Annotated in this window: 10 protein-coding genes; 2 read left to right on the top strand and 8 right to left on the bottom strand. The window is 63.4% G+C overall.

Annotation, left to right across the window (positions count from 1 at the left end; all coding sequences use genetic code 11):
- Positions 1 to 15 precede the first annotated feature (15 nt).
- From GPICK_RS10815 to GPICK_RS10785, 8 genes are all read right to left on the bottom strand, one after another.
- Positions 16 to 1,380: an L-lactate MFS transporter gene (locus tag GPICK_RS10815; RefSeq protein ID WP_039743095.1), complete on the bottom strand. Its 1,365-nt coding sequence runs from the start codon at positions 1,378 to 1,380 to the stop codon at positions 16 to 18.
- A 411-nt stretch (positions 1,381 to 1,791) separates the two neighbouring features.
- Complete coding sequence (locus tag GPICK_RS10810) at positions 1,792 to 2,415, bottom strand: hypothetical protein (RefSeq protein ID WP_039743092.1); 624 nt, start codon at positions 2,413 to 2,415, stop codon at positions 1,792 to 1,794.
- A gap of 71 nt (positions 2,416 to 2,486) precedes the next feature.
- Positions 2,487 to 7,034, bottom strand: a complete 4,548-nt coding sequence (locus GPICK_RS16700) for a chitobiase/beta-hexosaminidase C-terminal domain-containing protein (RefSeq protein WP_052263408.1) — start codon at positions 7,032 to 7,034, stop codon at positions 2,487 to 2,489.
- Positions 7,035 to 7,212: 178 nt separating this feature from the next.
- Entirely contained in the window at positions 7,213 to 7,521 is a 309-nt protein-coding gene (locus GPICK_RS17395) for a hypothetical protein (RefSeq protein ID WP_144400086.1), read from the bottom strand.
- A gap of 486 nt (positions 7,522 to 8,007) precedes the next feature.
- The gene (locus GPICK_RS10800; RefSeq protein ID WP_039743089.1) at positions 8,008 to 9,393 is read right to left on the bottom strand and encodes a TatD family hydrolase; all 1,386 of its coding nucleotides are present in this window, start codon (positions 9,391 to 9,393) and stop codon (positions 8,008 to 8,010) included.
- Between the two features lie 101 nt (positions 9,394 to 9,494).
- A complete protein-coding gene (gene corA / locus GPICK_RS10795) occupies positions 9,495 to 10,604 on the bottom strand; it encodes a magnesium/cobalt transporter CorA (RefSeq protein ID WP_084201422.1) in 1,110 nt (369 codons plus the stop codon).
- A complete protein-coding gene (locus GPICK_RS10790; protein ID WP_039743086.1) occupies positions 10,601 to 11,329 on the bottom strand; it encodes a BON domain-containing protein in 729 nt (242 codons plus the stop codon). Before GPICK_RS10790 ends, corA begins: the two co-directional genes overlap by 4 nt.
- 57 nt (positions 11,330 to 11,386) lie before the next feature.
- Positions 11,387 to 12,289 carry a sensor domain-containing diguanylate cyclase gene (locus GPICK_RS10785; RefSeq protein ID WP_039743083.1) on the bottom strand — a complete coding sequence of 301 codons (903 nt, stop codon included), beginning with the start codon at positions 12,287 to 12,289 and terminating at the stop codon, positions 11,387 to 11,389.
- Between the two features lie 301 nt (positions 12,290 to 12,590).
- On the opposite strand from GPICK_RS10785, the gene dnaE reads away from it, so the two are divergent.
- Entirely contained in the window at positions 12,591 to 16,067 is a 3,477-nt protein-coding gene (gene dnaE, locus GPICK_RS10780) for a DNA polymerase III subunit alpha (protein WP_039743080.1), read from the top strand.
- A 25-nt stretch (positions 16,068 to 16,092) separates the two neighbouring features.
- Positions 16,093 to 17,049, top strand: a complete 957-nt coding sequence (locus GPICK_RS10775) for an acetyl-CoA carboxylase carboxyltransferase subunit alpha (RefSeq protein ID WP_039743076.1) — start codon at positions 16,093 to 16,095, stop codon at positions 17,047 to 17,049.
- The last annotated feature ends 39 nt before the right edge of the window (positions 17,050 to 17,088 follow it).

Here is a 17,088-nt window from a genome sequence, read left to right as displayed (position 1 = left end):
TGCGGAAGTATCGTCCTACCGGACGCCCCGCGGGGTGGTGGGGGTGAAGCCGAGGAAGTCGGCCCAGCCACGCATGAAGCTCTCCAGGAACATCCCCTGGGGAACCGGCTCCAGCGCGGGGGCTGCCACCGGTTTGGCAGCTTTTGCCGGCCGCAGGGCGAAGCTCATGACGGCGCCGGCGATCAGCATGCCGCCGGCAAGGAGGAAGGAGGCGCGGAAGCTGCCGGTCTGGGTGTTGAGCATTTCGGAGGCGCGCCCCATCACGAACCCTCCCACGCCCCAGGCGGTGAAGAGGAGGCCATAGTTGAGGCCGTAGTTCTTGAGCCCCCAGTAGTCCTTGCTGAAGGAGGGGAAGAGGGAGAGGTTGGCGCCGTAGTTGAAGCCGATGAAGGTGGCCAGCAGTACGATCAGTACCGCGTTGGGGTGGCCTGCCCCCACGAGGGGGATGGCGGCGAACATGAGCGCAGCCTGGAAGACGAACATGATGATGAGTGTCGCCATGCGGCCGATCTTGTCCGAGAGGACGCCGGCCACCACCCGGCCGCCGGCGTTGCCGATGGCCATGATCGCCACCGCCAGGAACGCCATGGAGCCCATGCTCTTCTTGGCGATGCCGGCGACGTTGCCGATTACCATGAGGCCGGCGCCTGCGCCGATGAAGTAGGTGATCCAGAGGATGTAGAACTTGCCGGAGCGGAGCATCTCGGAGGCGGTGGCGTTGACCGTCGGCTTGGCCGCGGTCTTGGCCGCCGCATTGCCCGTGGCCGCTTCAGCGGGAACGTAGCCGGCGGGAGGGTTGGCCAGGAAGAACGAGAGGCCGCAGACCACCACCGCGAAGGCGACGGCCAGCACCAGCATGGAGTTCTGGATGCCCATGGACCCCAGCAGCCAGGTGGAGAGGGGGGCGATGTAGACCGGCGCCAGGCCGAAGCCTGCCACCACGATGCCGGCGATGAGGCCGGTCTTGGACGAGGGGAACCACTTGAGGGCCGGCGGGGTGGCTGCCGAGTAGCCGAAGCCGAAGCCGGAACCGGCCAGGACGCCGAAGCCGAGGACCCACGCCATGTAGCTGTTGCTCTGGGAGATGATGGTGAAGCCGGCTCCCACCAGAAGCCCGCCGATGAGTGCCGTGCGCGCCGGGCCGATTTTGTCCTGGGCCTTGCCCGCCACGATCATGGAGAAGGCGAAGGCGAGACAGCAGATGGCATACGGGTCGTTGAGGGAGGAGAGGTCCCAGTTGAACGCGCCCGGTCCCCCCTTCTCGATGGAGCCCTTGATGGCCCCCTTGAAGATGCTCCATGCGTAGAGAACGCCGAGGGCCAGGTTGATCCCGGTCCCGGCAAGGGTTACCTGCCATCCCCTGTTCTTGGTTTCCGACATGTTTCGATACCTCCTTTTATGAGCGCTGCGCGTCGGGATACTTTTCGTGTTCATGAAGCTATGAGCAACTTGCATACCATTGTTATAAAATTGCGTATATTTGTTAAAGCCTATAAAAATAAATACGTTACATTTGCAGCCGGTGGTCATGGCACCTCTCTGGCGTGCTGCGGAATTTGCAGTGCTGCAAAATCGAGTTAGAACTTTAGCCAGGATAAAATGCCCGTTAACAATGTTTCGAGGCAATTTTTTCATGTAAAACAGGAGGTTGTGGAGTAGAAAGGGGGAGGGAAGCGGTTTTGCGTAAATGCGAAGGCGGAGATTCGTTTTGCGAAATTGAAAAACCCGGTAACGGGAGCGCACTCACCGTTGCCGGGTTTTTCAATGTGCCGGATAACCGGAGAGAAAGGTCTACTGATAGGTGGTGGCGAAATTCACGGTGTCGCCGGTCAGATATATATTGTCCAGAGTAGTCGGTGGATGCGTTAGCAACTGTCGGTATTGACCCACCGAAGGCGACAGGTCTTGCAGCGGCATCGACGAAGGGGTGACACCGGCAGTGGCTAAAGAGAAGTTGATGGTGGCGATTTCGGCGCCGGTGCCGGTTGAGCTGGTTTTCAGCGCAACCTGGTTTTGTCCCGGGCTGTTGATCAGCGAAACCGTCAGTGTCCTGCTGGCGATATCATAAGTGCCGGTAAGATCAGTTGTTGCTACTCGGACCGGTCCTGAGGGAACAAGAACTCCCGGCCTGAGGATGCAGAGCCCCGAAGTCGCGCCGGGCGCCGAGGAGTAATTGACCAGAACACCGCTCGGCACATTTAATTTTGTACTGACAGTAGCGATTGTGCTGGTGGTCGAGATGTTGTTGAACTTGCCGCTCGATGACATGGTGCCGAAGAGGTAGACCTTGGTGGTTGCCCTGGTTACCGCGGCCGGCGCAGCAGCACCACCGCCTCCGCCACCCCCTCCTCCGCAGCCGGTCACTGCCAGGGCAGTGAGGGCGACTCCGATTGCTGCCGAAATATATTTCTCCATGTGTTGAATCCTCCTGTATTCAGGTTTGCTCCCTTCCTCCCCCCGTGGGAGAGAGGAGGAAGGGATGATTGCTAGAAGGTTGCGATGAGTCCCACCATCCGGAGCAGGATGCCGTAGACATCCAGCAGGTCTATCTTCCCGTCGGGAGCCGCCCCCCCCCGGGAGTACGGCGCCACATCGCCGTGGACCAGGTCGAAGGGGGTCGGTGCGATGAGCCCTTTGGCTATCTTCAGTGCCCTGACGGCGCTGGCGAGATAGCTGGAGGTGCCCGGAAGGAGCCCGTCCTTCGTCCCGAGGAGAATGGAGGAGGTTACCGGCGGGTAGAGATTGCCGGTGGGGAGGGAGCCATCCTTGAACCGGGCATAGACGGTCTTTACCCCTTCGCCGGTGTCGAGGGTCCATGCCTTCGTGGTGGCATACGGTTCTTCGGCGCTCCAGGTGGTGCCGTCGTTGGAGAACTGCATGGTTGAAACTCCCACAGGGTCGGTGGCGCTCAGGTTCAGGGTGACGCCGGTCACGGGGGTCCAGGTGCTGCCGTTATTGATCTTGATGCTGCTTAGCATGTCCGAGATATGCATGGACCAGATTCCGGACTTGACCGCCTCGGCGTTGCCGGCCAGATCGACGGCAAAGTACTTGATGGTGGTGGCCTGGCCCGGGATGTTGGTTACCGGGACCGGCACGGTGTAGACGCTGCTGGCCGTGGTCGGCGTGGTCCCGTCCGTGGTGTAGTAGATCCGGTCGCATCCCGCGCCGTTGATGTCGCTGCAGGTGAGGGTGACGGTCACGGGGCCGGAGGAGTAATTGCCGGGGATCGGAGTCGGCGCGGTGACCGGCGGGGTGGTGTCCAGGGTGATGACGGCGGTGATGGGGGGATAGAGAACCCCGGTCGGAAGCGACTTGTCACGGAAACGGATATAGACGGTCCGGGAGCCGTCGCTCCCGGTGGCGAGGGTCCATTGCTTGGTGGTGGAGTAAGGCTCCTCGGCGCTCCAGACCTTGTTGTCGTTGGAGAACTGCATGGAGGCGACCCCCACCGGGTCGAAGGCGCTCAGGGCCAGGGTCACGGCCAGGCTGTTCGTGGCTGCGGCGCCGTTGTTGATCTTCGCGCTGGCAACCATGTCCGGGACATGGATGTACCACGTATCGGAATGGACCGCTTCGGCGGTGCCGTTGACGTCCACCGCGAAGTACTGGATGGTGGTCGTCGCATTCAGCACGAGGGGAACGGTGTAGATGGGCGAAGCGGTGGTCGGCAGCGTGCCGTCGGTGGTGTAGAAGATCGTCGCCGGCGGAGCGTTGGTCGAGGCCGTCAGCGTCACGGTCACCGGAGCCGCCGAATAGACTCCCGGCACCGGTGCGGCGACGGTGACCGGCGGGATCGGCGTCGGGATGACCCGGTAGCTCAGGGATGCGGTCGCGTCGTAACCGCCTGCCGCATTGGCGGGGGTCGAACTGGTCCGGACGTCGACGGTGATGGTGTAGGTGCCGACGGGGGTGCTGGCCGGCATCGCCCAGGAATTGCCGAACCCGTAATCCTGGACCAGCGCCTTTCCTGCCCCGCTGTCGAGCCAGAACCGGTACTGGTAGGTGACGTTTGCCGGGGCGCCCGTGCCGACGCCGGTGAAGAGGGCGTTGGTGCCGACGACGTGGGGGCTCGGCTTGCTGGGGGTGATGGTTACTCCCGTCGCCGGGGCCCAGGTGCCCGTCGTGACGGCGGCGGTGGTGGAAGAGGTGCTGCCGACACTGTTGAATGCCGTCACGCGGTACGTATAGGCCGTGTTCTGTGATACGGCTTTGTCGGTATAGATCGGCGGATACCCCGGCAGATACGAGATGGTGGTGAGGGTTGCGTACGTGGCGCCGCCGTCACTGCTCCGCTCGACATGGAACGTGCTCGGAACCGCAGGGGGCTGGTTGCCGTCGACCCACTGCAGAATGACCTGGTTGGCATAGGGGTTGGCGTAGGAGGTTACGTACGGGGTCTTACCCGGAACCGTCTGCCCAAGCAGGTAGGTGGCCAGCCCGGTTGGCGCCGGGGGGGCCGCCTGGGAGGTCCTGAAGATGACCGGACGCATGAAGTCGTTCTCTTCGTGCCCCAGGATGTGGCAGTGCCAGACGTACTCGAAGCCGAAGTCGGTCGCTGTGTTCTGGGTGGTAGTCGCCACCGGGTTCGCCGGATTGGCGAAGTTCGTGGTCGTGATCAGTGCCGTTGTCGGCATCGTCGGGTCGATGGGGCGCAAGCTGTTCGGAGGAGTGAAGGGGAGCGTCTGGGACTTCGGCCGCAGCGCGACGATGGTATCCTCCAGCGGGTTCATCCGGACGGTTTCCTTCCACCCCAGTTCGTTGTCATCGGGGGGGCGGATCTGGCCGTCCCAGCCAACACGGTTGATCAGCTGCACATCGAACATGTGGAAGTGGACCGGATGGGTGTCGACGCCGTTATGGGTGATCTTCCAGATCTGCGGCTGGCCGTCGGTGATTATCTCGGTGGCCGGCTCCGCGTATCCCAGGGGGATGGTCGTCTGGGTCAGGTTGCTGGTGAAGGGGAGCTCGACGCCGAGGGTCGCGTTCATCCGTCCATAGGGGTCCCACAGTTCCTGGATCGCCTTGGGCTGGAAGGGGATGGTCGCGGGAGTGGTCGATCCGATCGGCGTGAAGGTGAAGGAGTAATCCTGGATCTTGGCGTAGAGATCCGTGGGGGCGTTCCCCCCCGATGCCGGCGGATAGGTGGATTGCGGGACGATCGGTGTCGGATGGGTTGCTTTGAAGGCGCCCGGCATCGTTGCCTGCAGCGAAGCCATGTCGAACGGAGCGGAGGGCGTCCCTGCCACCCGGAACTGCATGACGGTCCGGGTATTGGGGCCGACACCCCGCAGGGTCGAAGGTGCCCCGCCGCCGGTGGTCTGGTCGGCGTTGCCGGTGTAGTAGTCGTAGCGGGGGTCGAATCCGGGGCTCGGCGCCGGCCCGTCGTTGTAGAGGATCAGGGTGGAGCCGGGGGGGACCTGGGAGAAATCGACGATGACGTCCGCCCGTTCCGCGGGCCCGAGGAGGAGGGCGTGGGTGGAGACATTCAGCACCACGATGTTGCGGCGGTTGTATTCATACCCGATCGGCGTCGGCGGGATGACCACCGGTGAAGGGAGGAAGCCGCTTTCGTTGCCGATCTGGACCATGCTGGGGCCCGACAGGGCCGGGTCCGGTACTCCGCCGGCCCTGCCATCCGTCGGCCATGTTGCCGGGAACGTCGCACTCGGACCAGCCGGGACCATCTTCACTTCTTTCCCGGAAGGGTCGTTGGGGTCGGCGTAGAATATGCTCAGGTTGAGAGTCCGGTCGTTGCAGGCGTTGAGGACCCTGAACCGGTACGGCTTGGGCTCCACCGTCAGGTAGGGATACGCCGTGCCGTTGACGACGGGGGTGTCCATGAAGGCTTCCGGCGTGAGGGACGGCTCCGGGATCTTCGATTTGTCCGGCGCCACGATGAACGGCGGCCAGAACCAGGGGCCGTAATCCCATCTTCCGAAGGGGTTGGTCCCGTCGGGGGCGTTGGGGTCCTGGTTCGGTTCGTAAACGTGGGGGAACCAGAGGTCACCATAGCTCCCCCATGCGGGGTTGGTCCACTTGGCATCCTGAACGCCGATGTTCTGCGGGACGAAGGTCTTGTCCTGGATGATCAGGGGAATGCCGTAATGGTAGACCCCCCCCAGATCCGGGATGGTCTTTGCACTGGTGGGGTTGACGCCGGTGACGTTTGTCCCCGCGATCAGATCATCTTCGTAGGGGTCGGTGATGAGGTAGCCGGCTGCCATGCCGGAGTACACATTCAGGCGGGTCATGCCGTAGGAATGGTCATGGTAGAACATCAGCCTGCCGCTCTGCTGGTTGGTCCAGAAGAACGTCTGGGAGCCCAGGCCCGGGTTCGGCATGTCGGGAACATTCTGGAAGCTTGCGCCGGTCTTGTAGGGGGTGGTTTCAGCGGCCGGGGTAAACCACTGGTGAGGAGTGCCGTCGCTGATCCACGGGCTGTTCCCCCCGTGCAGGTGGATGGAGGTGCGGTTCTGGGTGTACATGGCGCACATAGCGCCCGGAGCTGCGGGGTCGCACTGGGTTCCGTTGGCGTTCAGCGGGCCCATGCCGGCTCCCATGGCGGTGGTGTCCACGGGGAGGAAGAGGTTGCCGGCGGTGCCGGTGGGGAGAAGGTTGGTCGCCTTTACGCGGACCGGCCTGTCTTTCTGGGCAATGATGAGAGGGCCGAGGTAGTGGGCCCGATTATGGGCGGAGGAGATGCTCCCGAACGCGGGATTGAGGTCCACGTATCCCCGCAGCTTGGTCTTCTTCGGGAGGTCGGAGTGCATCTTCTCCGCATACTCGACGACGCCGATCTCGTAATAATCGCCATCGTTGGGAACTCCCGCCGGTGGGGTCACTTTGCTTGCGATGGGGATATACTGCCCCAGGTTGTTGGCATTGGCCGGTCCCAGGCCAGGAAGAGAATCGAGGAATTTCCGGAGGGCCGTTCCGGAATTCCCCCCTGCCGGGGTGTTGGCGAAGTAGGTCCCACCCCCCGGACCTGCGTGGGCCGGACCGATCCCCCACGGGATGGTCGCGACAGTCATCAATAACAGCAGTAATCTTCGGAAATTACCCATTGCCATGTGTCACCTCGTCCCTCTTTTTTTCGTATTGGTACAAACTCAATTGCAGAAAGCCACAGGGGCCAGACCTGAACGCACCCCGCTCACGCCATCGGGCCTGCCGGCACCCTCGCCGGGTGATGGGAAGGCGGATGGCGAGTCAACGGCCGGCGGCCGGGGCCTCGGAATTCGATGCTGCCTGTTGCTGGAGGCAGGAGCGGTATGCGCTGATCTTCTCGCGAATTTCCATCCTGCTGACGGGCTTTGCCGTTGCGCCGTCACCTGGCCTCGACGCAGTTCCTGCACCAAGAAGTTCCCTGCAATCGGTGACCGTGGCGTTGCTTTGGGCCGGAGCTGAGGGTGAAGGGGGGGGGACGGAATAATTCGCGGTGCCGGCATCGGCCGCGAGGGCTGATGATGTCAGCAAGCCGACAGCGCACGTCAGGGCAAGCGAAAGAGTGCGTTTCATGGTCGATCCTCCTTTGGGTAGTGAATGCGTGACGGGCCTGACATACCACGGCGCTCAAGGGCTGCACTCCTGCTGCTCCGCAGTTCGTTCCACTGTGGCATGACGGGTCATCTTTGACCGCCCGCCTCTGTCTGCAGCTTTGCAATGGTGGTGCGTGGGTGTTATTCCGCTTGAGAGCTGTTGACGAATTGCTGGGGAGTGACCGGCGGTGCCGACATATGCCGTGCGATCCGTCCCCGAGACAACCAGTGCGTTACCCCCGCTTCGAGTCGCTTGGGAATCTTGACCGAGGGGGCACCAATGGTGCGTTCAGAAACATTTTGTTACTTGAGTGTAAAAGTCAGATTGGGTTTGTCAAATGTTGCGTTAAATTATAAAAAATTAATGAAATATGGTGTGTGGCTTGAGGGAGGGAAGGAGCTGCTCGATATTGGGGAGAGGGGAGGTGAAAATGGTGACGGCGGAGTGGGGCGGAACCGGAGGGGGTCACCCCACCTCCGCATACTCCCGCTCGCGGAATTCGACGCCGAGGGATTCGGCGAGCCTCCGCACCGCCGCGACGTCAATGCCCGGAACGGTGACGGCGGTGGCAACCACGGTGGGGATCTGTTTCTTTGCCTCGACGAGGAAGGCGCAGACCCCGGCGAAGCCGTCGGCGCCGTAGGGGGTGTTGCAAAGGCGGTTGTAGGTTTCCGCATCGGCGGCGTTGAGGCTCACGGAGATGCTGTCCACCAGCCCCGCCAGCTCCGGCAGGACGTTGCGGCCGTGGACCAGGTTCGCCTGGCCGTCGGTGTTGATCCTGATGCGATACCCGTGCTTCTTCAGTTCGGCCGCGACCTCCCTGATGAGGTCGACCCGGAGCATCGGTTCGCCGTAGCCGCAGAAGACCACTTCGTCCACGGGGCCGGGATCGCCGATGGCGGCCATGACCTCCGCGAAGGTGGGCTCGTGCTCGAGGCGCAGGTAGTGCCCCTTGACGGTGAAGTCGTCGAACTTGGCGCAGAAGGAGCAGCGGTTGGAGCAGCGGTTGGTGATGTTGAGGTAGAGGGAATTCCGGATCCGGTAGGCGATCTCGGTGGACTGGTCCTTCCCCCCGATGCCGAAGAGGCGCCGGGCGTTGAGGGAGGTGATCCGCCCCACATCCTCCACCGTAAGCCCCTTGAGCGCGGCGATCTTCTCGGCGGTGAGCCGCACGTAGGCCGGCTCGTTCCGCTTCCCGCGGTGGGGGACCGGCGCGAGGTAGGGGCAGTCGGTCTCGATGAGGAGGTGTTCGGTCTTGATGCCGCGCACCACCTCCCGCAACTGCTCGTTGGAGGGGAAGGTGACGGTGCCGGGGACGGAGATGAGAAAGCCCATGTCGATGCATTCCCGCGCCATGGCCAGATCCCCCGAGAAGCAGTGGAGCACCCCTCCCACCGCGGCAGCCTTTTCCTCGCGCATGATCGTCATCACCCGCTCGTGGGCGTCCCGGTCGTGAACGACAATCGGCAGCGCCAGTTCCCGCGCCAGCCGGATGAAGCGGCGGAAGACCTCCTCCTGCTCGGCGCGGGGGGAGCGGTCGCGGAAGAAGTCGAGGCCGATCTCGCCGATGGCCACCACCTTCGGCGAGGCGGCCAGCTCACGGATCACGTCGTAGCAGCGGGCGGTGACGCGGGCGGCGTCATGGGGGTGGATGCCGACGGCGGCGTAGATGTGGTCGTATTGTTGTGCCAGTTCACAGGCGGCGCGGCTCGACTCCAGGTCGGCGCCGATGGTGACGATGTGGGAGAGGCCGGCCTCGGCGGCGCGCTGGAGCATCTCGTCGAAATCGGCGGCAAAGTCGTGGCCGTCGATATGGGCATGGGTGTCGATGAGAAAGCCGGCGTGCGTCATGGGGGTGTCCTCGCGGTGCAGAATGTACGAAGGGCGGCATGGTTGATGCCGCCCTCATTTACGTCTGAAAGTACCACGAAGCCCGTTATTCTGGCAAGGGGTCAGAGCCACTTCTTGCGCCGGAAGAAGATCACCATGGCAATGCTGATGACAACCATGAGCGCCAGCACCGCCGGGTATCCCCAGTGCCATTCGAGCTCGGGCATGTATTTGAAGTTTATGCCGTAGAGGCCGACGATGAAGGTGAGGGGCATGAAGATGGTGGCGATGATGGTGAGCACCTTCATCACCTCGTTGGTCCGGTTGCTGAGGGAGGTGAGGTAGACGTCGAGCATGCCCGAGAGCATGTCGCGGTAGGTGTCGACGGTGTCGATGGCCTGGACCGTGTGGTCGTAGACGTCGCGAAAGTAGACGATGGTCGCCTCGCGGATCAGGGGGGAGTCGCGGCGCTCCAGGCTGCCGATCATCTCCCGCAGCGGCCAGACCGCCTTGCGCAGGAAGATCATGGTGCGCTTGAGCCGGTGGATCTTTCGCTGGGTCTCGCGGGTGGGGCTGGTCACCACCTCCACTTCCAGTTCCTCGATCTCCTCGCCGATCTTCTCCAGGGCGACGAAGTAGTCGTCGATGACGGCATCGATGAGGGAGTAGGCGAGGTAATCGGCCCCCATGGTCCTGATGCGCCCTTTACCCCCCTTGATCCGCTCGCGGATCGGGTTGAAGGCGTCTCCCGCAAGCCCTTCCTGAAAAGAGATGACGAAGTTCTCGCCGAGGATCAGGCTGACCTGTTCCGTGGCGATCTCGAACCCCTGGCGGGGGCGGAGCATCTTCAGGACGATGAAGAGGTAATCCCCGAAATCCTCCGCCTTCGGGCGCTGCTCCGTGTTGAGGATGTCCTCCAGGACCAGGGGGTGGATTCCCTGGCAGTCGCCGAGCTGCTGGACGAGTTCGACTTCGTGGAGCCCCTCCACGTTGATCCAGGTGATGGCCGAGGCATCCATGAAGTAGAAGCATTCGTTGAGGGCGGTGATCTCCTTCTCTTCGGCGTTGTCCGCGGTGTAGTCGATGACGGTGATCGTGATCTCCCGGTCGCTCTTCTCACCGATATGGATGAGGGTCCCGGGGGGGAGGCCGGCCTTTTCCGATCTCTTCGTGGCGCGGGGCGGGGCGGGTGCTGGCGGCGGCTGGCCGCCGGAGTGGTGGTTTTTTCTCATGACTCCAGAACTACCAGCCGGTTCACGACCTTGTCAACTCCGAAGACGTACCAGGCGTCCGCCTCGGCCATATCCTTCTCCTTGGGCTTGGGGACCGCGCCGTCAAGGGTGACGACCCGGTCGCGGCAGCCGACCCGGAGCTGGGAGGCGTTGACGAAGGGGTCCTTTTCCAGCACGAGCCGCACGGCGTCGGTGATCTCGTCGTCGTTGTCCTCCTCCGGAGGAATGACCTCGATGCCGTTCACCACGTCGCGGCTCCCCGGCACCCACCAGGCGAGAACTCCGGCGAGCCGCTTGTGGGAAAGGCTCGTCACCTGGCCGTTGAGGGTCACGATTCCCCCGTCCGCCTCGACCTGGAGGAGCCCCGTCGGTTCCCGGGGGGCCTCACGCACCGATTCCCACCTGCCGAAGACGAGGGCGTGGATGGCGTAGTCGGCGAAGGCCGGCTCCTGAAGGAAGGCATCGGTGAGATGGTCGCGGATCTCCATGTCCTCCATCGTCTCGGCCGGGGCGACCCTGAGCCGGTCCACGATTCCGTCCACCCCTGTTGCTGCCCCTCCCAGCTCCAGGGCGAGCTTTTTGGCGGCAACGTGCTCCACCTCTCCCTCCAGGGTGAGGACGCCGGCATCCAGTTCCATCCGCAGTGGCCAGGCGTGGAGGTTGATGCGCGGTTCCCGCTCGAAGGAGGCCTCGATCTCTTTGAGAATCTCCCGGTTGCTCTTCATGGTTCCTCCCGATCTCCGGTGTTTTCAGGCTTCGGCCCCCGTTCCCCGGTTTCCGCGTTAGTCGCAGGTGACACAGTTGCGCCCCGCCGCCTTGCTCCGGTACAGGAGCTCGTCGGTCCGCTTGATGAGGCTTCCCACCGTGTCCTCGGCGGTGGCGATGGTGGCCCCCACGGAGATGGTGACACGGGCGGTGGCGTCGTTGGTGGCCAGGCTCGACTCCTCCACGAGCCGGCGGAACCGCTCGGCAGTGTGGGCGAGTTTTTCCCGGGAAACGCTGGCGAGGAGGGCGATGAATTCCTCGCCCCCCCAGCGCCCCACCAGGTCGTAGGAGCGCGCGGCGTGCTGGAGGGTTCGGGCCACCATCCGCAGCAGGTCGTCGCCCACGTCGTGACCGTAGCGGTCGTTGACCGCCTTGAAGTGGTCCAGATCCAGCAGCATGACGCCGAAGGTCCAGCCGTAGCGGAACATCTCGTCGAACCGCGACTGGAGATTGAGCTGGATGTAGCGCCGGTTCGCGATGCCGGTGAGGGGGTCGAGAAACACCATCTGCTGCAGTTCCTCGATCCGCTGGATGTCGGCGATCCGCGCCGAATTGTCGCTGAAGACCTCCACCGCCCCGACGATCTCGCCGCCGCCGTTGCGGATGGGGGATATCCGGACCTGCACCGGAACGCGGTGCCCCTCCCTGTGGTGAAGGTAGACCTCGGCGTCGCGGTGGAGGCCGTCGGCAAGGGTGTGGCTGACGGGACAGTCGTGCTCGCAGAGGTTGTGTCCGTCCGCGTCAACGTGGCAGAGGATGTTGTCGCGGCAGCGCGAGCCGAGGACCTCCCCCCCCACGTAACCGGTAAGCCGCTCCGCACCCCGGTTCCAGTAGGTGATCCGTCGCTCGCGGTCTACGAAATACACCCCGTCGGAAAGGCTGTCGAGAAGCTGCTTGTAAAAATCATTGTTCTGATCCATAGGTCTCCACGGAAAATGGATTTTGCCCTCGTGTCGCGATGGCGCGCCGGTGGCGGGTCTGCCCTTAATTGTAGTAGATAGCGCCGCGATTTCCAGTGCGGACGCTCATGATGGCGGGAGAATCAGGGGTATGATTTAAAAGTAACGCAAAAACAGATGGTTGCGCTGGTGGTGCGCCCACTGTCTCCTCTACGGAGATGTTGACACCCGAAAGGATTTCGTGCCATAATTACAAAAATTTTTTAGCCAAACTAAAACGTGGGAGGTGCTGACGGCAGCTCCCATCGTCGTATCGAGGCCTATGGAAACCCCCAGTTTCGTCCATCTCCATCTCCATACTCAGTACTCCCTTCTCGACGGCGCCATCCGCCTCGGCGATCTGGTCAAGAAGGTTAAGGACCACCACATGCCGGCGGTGGCGATCACCGACCACGGCACCATGTTCGGCGCCCTGGAGTTCTACCTCAAGTGCCGGGACAAGGGGGTGAAGCCGATCATCGGCTCCGAGGTCTACATCGCCCCGGGTTCGCGCCACGTGAAGGAGGCGCGGGGGGGTGAGGCCGGCGCCGGCTACCACCTGCTCCTCCTCTGCGAGAACCTGACCGGCTACAAGAACCTCTCCAAGCTCGTCTCCATCGGCTTCAAGGACGGCTTCTACTACAAGCCGCGGATCGACAAGGAGGTGCTGGCCGAGCACGCCGAGGGGCTCATCTGCCTCTCCGCCTGCCTGAAAGGGGAGGTGGCCTACCTCTGCGAGCGGGGGAAGATGGAAGAGGCGCTGGACGTTGCCCGCTGGTACGCCGACCTCTTCCCCGACCGCTACTATATCGAGCTCCAGGAGAACACCCTGCCGGAGCAGGACAAGGCCAACAAGGGGCTGCTGGAGGTGGCGCGGGAGCTTGCGCTGCCGCTGGTGGCCACCAACGACTGCCACTACCTGAACCGCGAGGATGCCCGGGCCCACGAGGTGCTCCTCTGCATCCAGACCGGCAAGACCATGAACGACGCGTCGCGGATGCGCTTCTCCGCCGACGAGTTCTACGTCAAGACCCCCGAAGAGATGGCCGCCGCGTTCCACTACGCCCCCGAGGCGATCACCAACACGGTGAAGATCGCCGAGCGGTGCAACCTGGAGCTGGATCTCAAGACCTACCACTTTCCCCGCTACGTCCCCCCCGAGGGGCAGACCCTGGACGACGTGCTGGAAGGCGAGGCCCACCAGGGGCTCGAGGCGCGGCTCGTGGCCATCAAGGCGAAGAACCCGAACCTCACCCCGGAGCAGGAGGAGGGGTACCACAAGCGCCTCCGGATCGAGCTCGACTGTATCAAGCAGATGGGGTTCCCGGGGTACTTCCTGATCGTGGCCGACTTCATCAACTGGGCCAAGGACCACGGCATCCCCGTGGGGCCGGGGCGGGGCTCGGCCGCCGGGTCGCTGGTGGCTTACTCCATCCGGATCACCGATATCGATCCGATCCCCTACAACCTCCTTTTCGAGCGCTTCCTGAACCCGGAGCGGATCTCGATGCCCGATATCGACGTCGACTTCTGCCAGGACCGGCGCGAGGAGGTGATCCAGTACGTCACCGAGAAGTACGGCCGCGACAAGGTCTGCCAGATCATCACCTTCGGGACCATGTCGGCCCGGGCGGTCATCCGCGACGTGGGGCGGGCCATGGACATGACCTATGGCGAGGTGGACAAGATCGCCAAGCTCGTGCCGGAAGTCCTCGGCATCTCGCTGGACAAGGCGCTCCAGCAGGAGCCGAAGCTGAAGGAGATGGGTGAGGCCGATCCGCGGGTGAAGGAGCTCCTCGACGTTGCCCTCTGCCTCGAAGGGCTTGCCCGCCACGCCTCCACCCACGCCGCCGGCGTCGTGGTGGCCCCGGACATCCTCGAAGAGTTCTGCCCGGTCTACAAGGACCAGAAGAGCGGCTCCCTCACCACCCAGTATTCCATGAAGTACGTGGAGAAGATCGGGCTGGTGAAGTTCGACTTCCTCGGCCTCAAGAACCTGACCGTCATCGACAACGCGGTGAAGATGATCCGGGTCGGGAAGCGGCCCGACTTCGACATCGCGGCCCTGCGCGACGACGACGAGGAGAGCTACAAGCTGCTGCAGGCCGGCAACACCACCGGGGTCTTCCAGCTCGAATCCTCCGGCATGAAGGAGCTCCTCACCAAGCTCAAGCCTTCCTGCTTCGAGGACATCATCGCCGTCTGCGCCCTCTACCGGCCGGGCCCCCTCGGCTCCGGCATGGTGGACGACTTCATCGACCGGAAGCACGGCAAGAAGAAGGTGGTCTACGACCTGCCGCAGCTGGAGCCGGTCCTGAAGGATACCTACGGGGTCATCGTCTACCAGGAGCAGGTCATGCAGATCGCCCGCTCCCTCGGTGGCTATTCGCTGGGGGGCGCCGACCTCTTGCGCCGCGCCATGGGTAAGAAAGACCCGGCGGAGATGGCCAAGCAGCGCGACATCTTCCTGGAGGGGGCGAAGAACGGTGGCATCGACCTGCAGAAGGCCGGCGCCATCTTCGACCTCATGGCCAAATTCGCCGAGTACGGCTTCAACAAGTCCCACTCGGCCGCCTACGCCCTGGTCGCCTACCAGACCGCCTACCTCAAGGCCCACTACCCGGTGGAGTTCATGGCGGCGCTGCTGACCGAGGACATGGGGAACACCGACAAGGTGGTGAAGAACATCTCCGACTGCCGCGAGATGGGAATCGAGGTGCTCCCCCCCGATATCAACGCCTCGCACCTCTCGTTTCGGGTCCTCGGCAACTCCATCCGTTTCGGCCTCGGCGCCGTCAAGAACGTGGGGGAGTCGGCCATCGAGGCGATCATCGAGGCGCGGCAGGAGGGGGAGTTCAAGGATATCTTCGATTTCTGCGAACGGGTGGACCTGCGCAAGGTCAACAAGCGGGTGGTGGAGGCGCTCATCAAGTGCGGGGCCTTCGACTCCACCAAGGCGAGACGCTCCCAGCTCATGGCGGTCCTTGAGGATGCCATGACCATTGGCCAGAAGATCCAGCAGGAGAAGGAGAGCGCCCAGGTGTCGCTCTTCGGCACCGAGGAGATCGTCCGCACCAACGGCAACGGCAAGGGGAAAGTGCAGCTTCCCGACCTCCCCGAATGGGACGACAAGATGCTCCTCGGCCTGGAGAAGGAGGCCCTCGGCTTCTTTATCACCGGGCACCCCCTGGGGCGCTACGAGAAGGAGATCAGGCGCTTCGCCACCGCCGACACCGCCACCCTCGGCGAACGCGCCGACAAGAGTGAGGTGAAGGTCTGCGGCGTGGTCGCCTCCCTCAAGGAGCTCATCACCAAGAAGGGGGACCGGATGGCCTTCGCCACCCTGGAGGACCTGGTCGGTTCCGTGGAGATGGTGGTCTTCCCCGAGACCTTCGCCGCCTCCTCCGAGCTCCTCAAGTCCGACGATCCGCTGCTGGTCACCGGCACCCTCGACAAGGGGGAGAAGAGCATCAAGATCATGGCGAACGAGGTGGTGCTGCTGCGGGACGTGAGCACCCGGGAGACGAAGCGGGTGGTCTTCACCCTGGCCGCCGAGGGGCTGGAGCGGAGCCGCCTCGAATCGCTGCGGGGGATCATCGCCCGTTACCCCGGCGGCTGCCGGGCTGCCGTTGCCATCGAGGTTCCGGAGCAGTTCCGCACTGTCATCGCTCCGGCCGATTCCTGCACCGTCGCGCCGAGCGAGGAAATGGTGATGGAAGTGAAACACTTATTCGGCTATAATGCCGTCTCTTTTGAATGAATTACGCTGACAAGGAGATCAGATAATGGCTGCCATCCCCCCCCTTGAGTTCGAAAAGCCCATCGTCGAACTGGAAAAGAAGATTCAGGAGCTGATGGAAATCGCCGGAGAGAACGATGAGTTGAAGGACGAGGTCGGGACGCTGGAGAAGCGAGTCGACAAGATGCGGGAGTCGGTCTTCTCCAACCTCTCCCGCTGGCAGATGACCCAGGTGGCCCGGCACATCAATCGCCCCTTCACGCTGGACTACCTCAATCTGATCTTCACCGATTTCGTGGAGCTCCACGGCGACCGCCTCTTCGGTGACGACCACGCCATCGTCGGCGGCCCGGCCCGGCTCGACGGCGAGCCGGTCATGGTCATCGGCCACCAGAAGGGGCGCGACACCAAGGAGAAGGTCTACCGCAACTTCGGCATGCCGAACCCGGAGGGGTACCGCAAGGCGCTGCGCCTCATGGAGATGGCCGAGCGGTTCCGGATGCCGATCATTACCTTCGTCGACACCCCCGGTGCCTATCCCGGCATCGGCGCCGAGGAGCGGGGGCAGGCCGAGGCCATCGCCCGCAACCTGCGCGAGATGGCGGCGCTGACCGTGCCGATCATCGTCGTCATCGCCGGCGAGGGGGGGTCCGGCGGGGCGCTCGCCATCGCCGTGGGTGACCGGGTCCTCATGCTCCAATACTCGATCTATGCAGTCATCTCCCCAGAAGGGTGCGCCGCCATCCTCTGGTCCGATGGCACCAAGGGGGAGCAGGCCGCCGAGGCCCTCAAACTCACCGCCAAGGACCTCAGGGAACTGGAGGTCATCGACGAGATCGTAGCAGAGCCCCTCGGCGGCGCCCACCGCGACCACGAGGCCATGGCAAAGGCCCTGCACGAGGCCCTTGCCCGCCACCTGAAGGAGCTCAAGGGGATCACCCCCGAGCAACTGGTGGAAGAGCGGTATCAGAAATTCAGGAAGATGAGCCGGTTCGCGGAATAAGCAGACTGACGGCTGACAGATTAAAGGCTGAAGGCTAAA

This window comes from Geobacter pickeringii, from assembly GCF_000817955.1.
GTDB classification, from domain to species: domain Bacteria; phylum Desulfobacterota; class Desulfuromonadia; order Geobacterales; family Geobacteraceae; genus Geobacter; species Geobacter pickeringii.
Note: the sequence above shows the minus strand (reverse complement) of the source record. Positions and strands in the feature narration are given on the sequence as shown.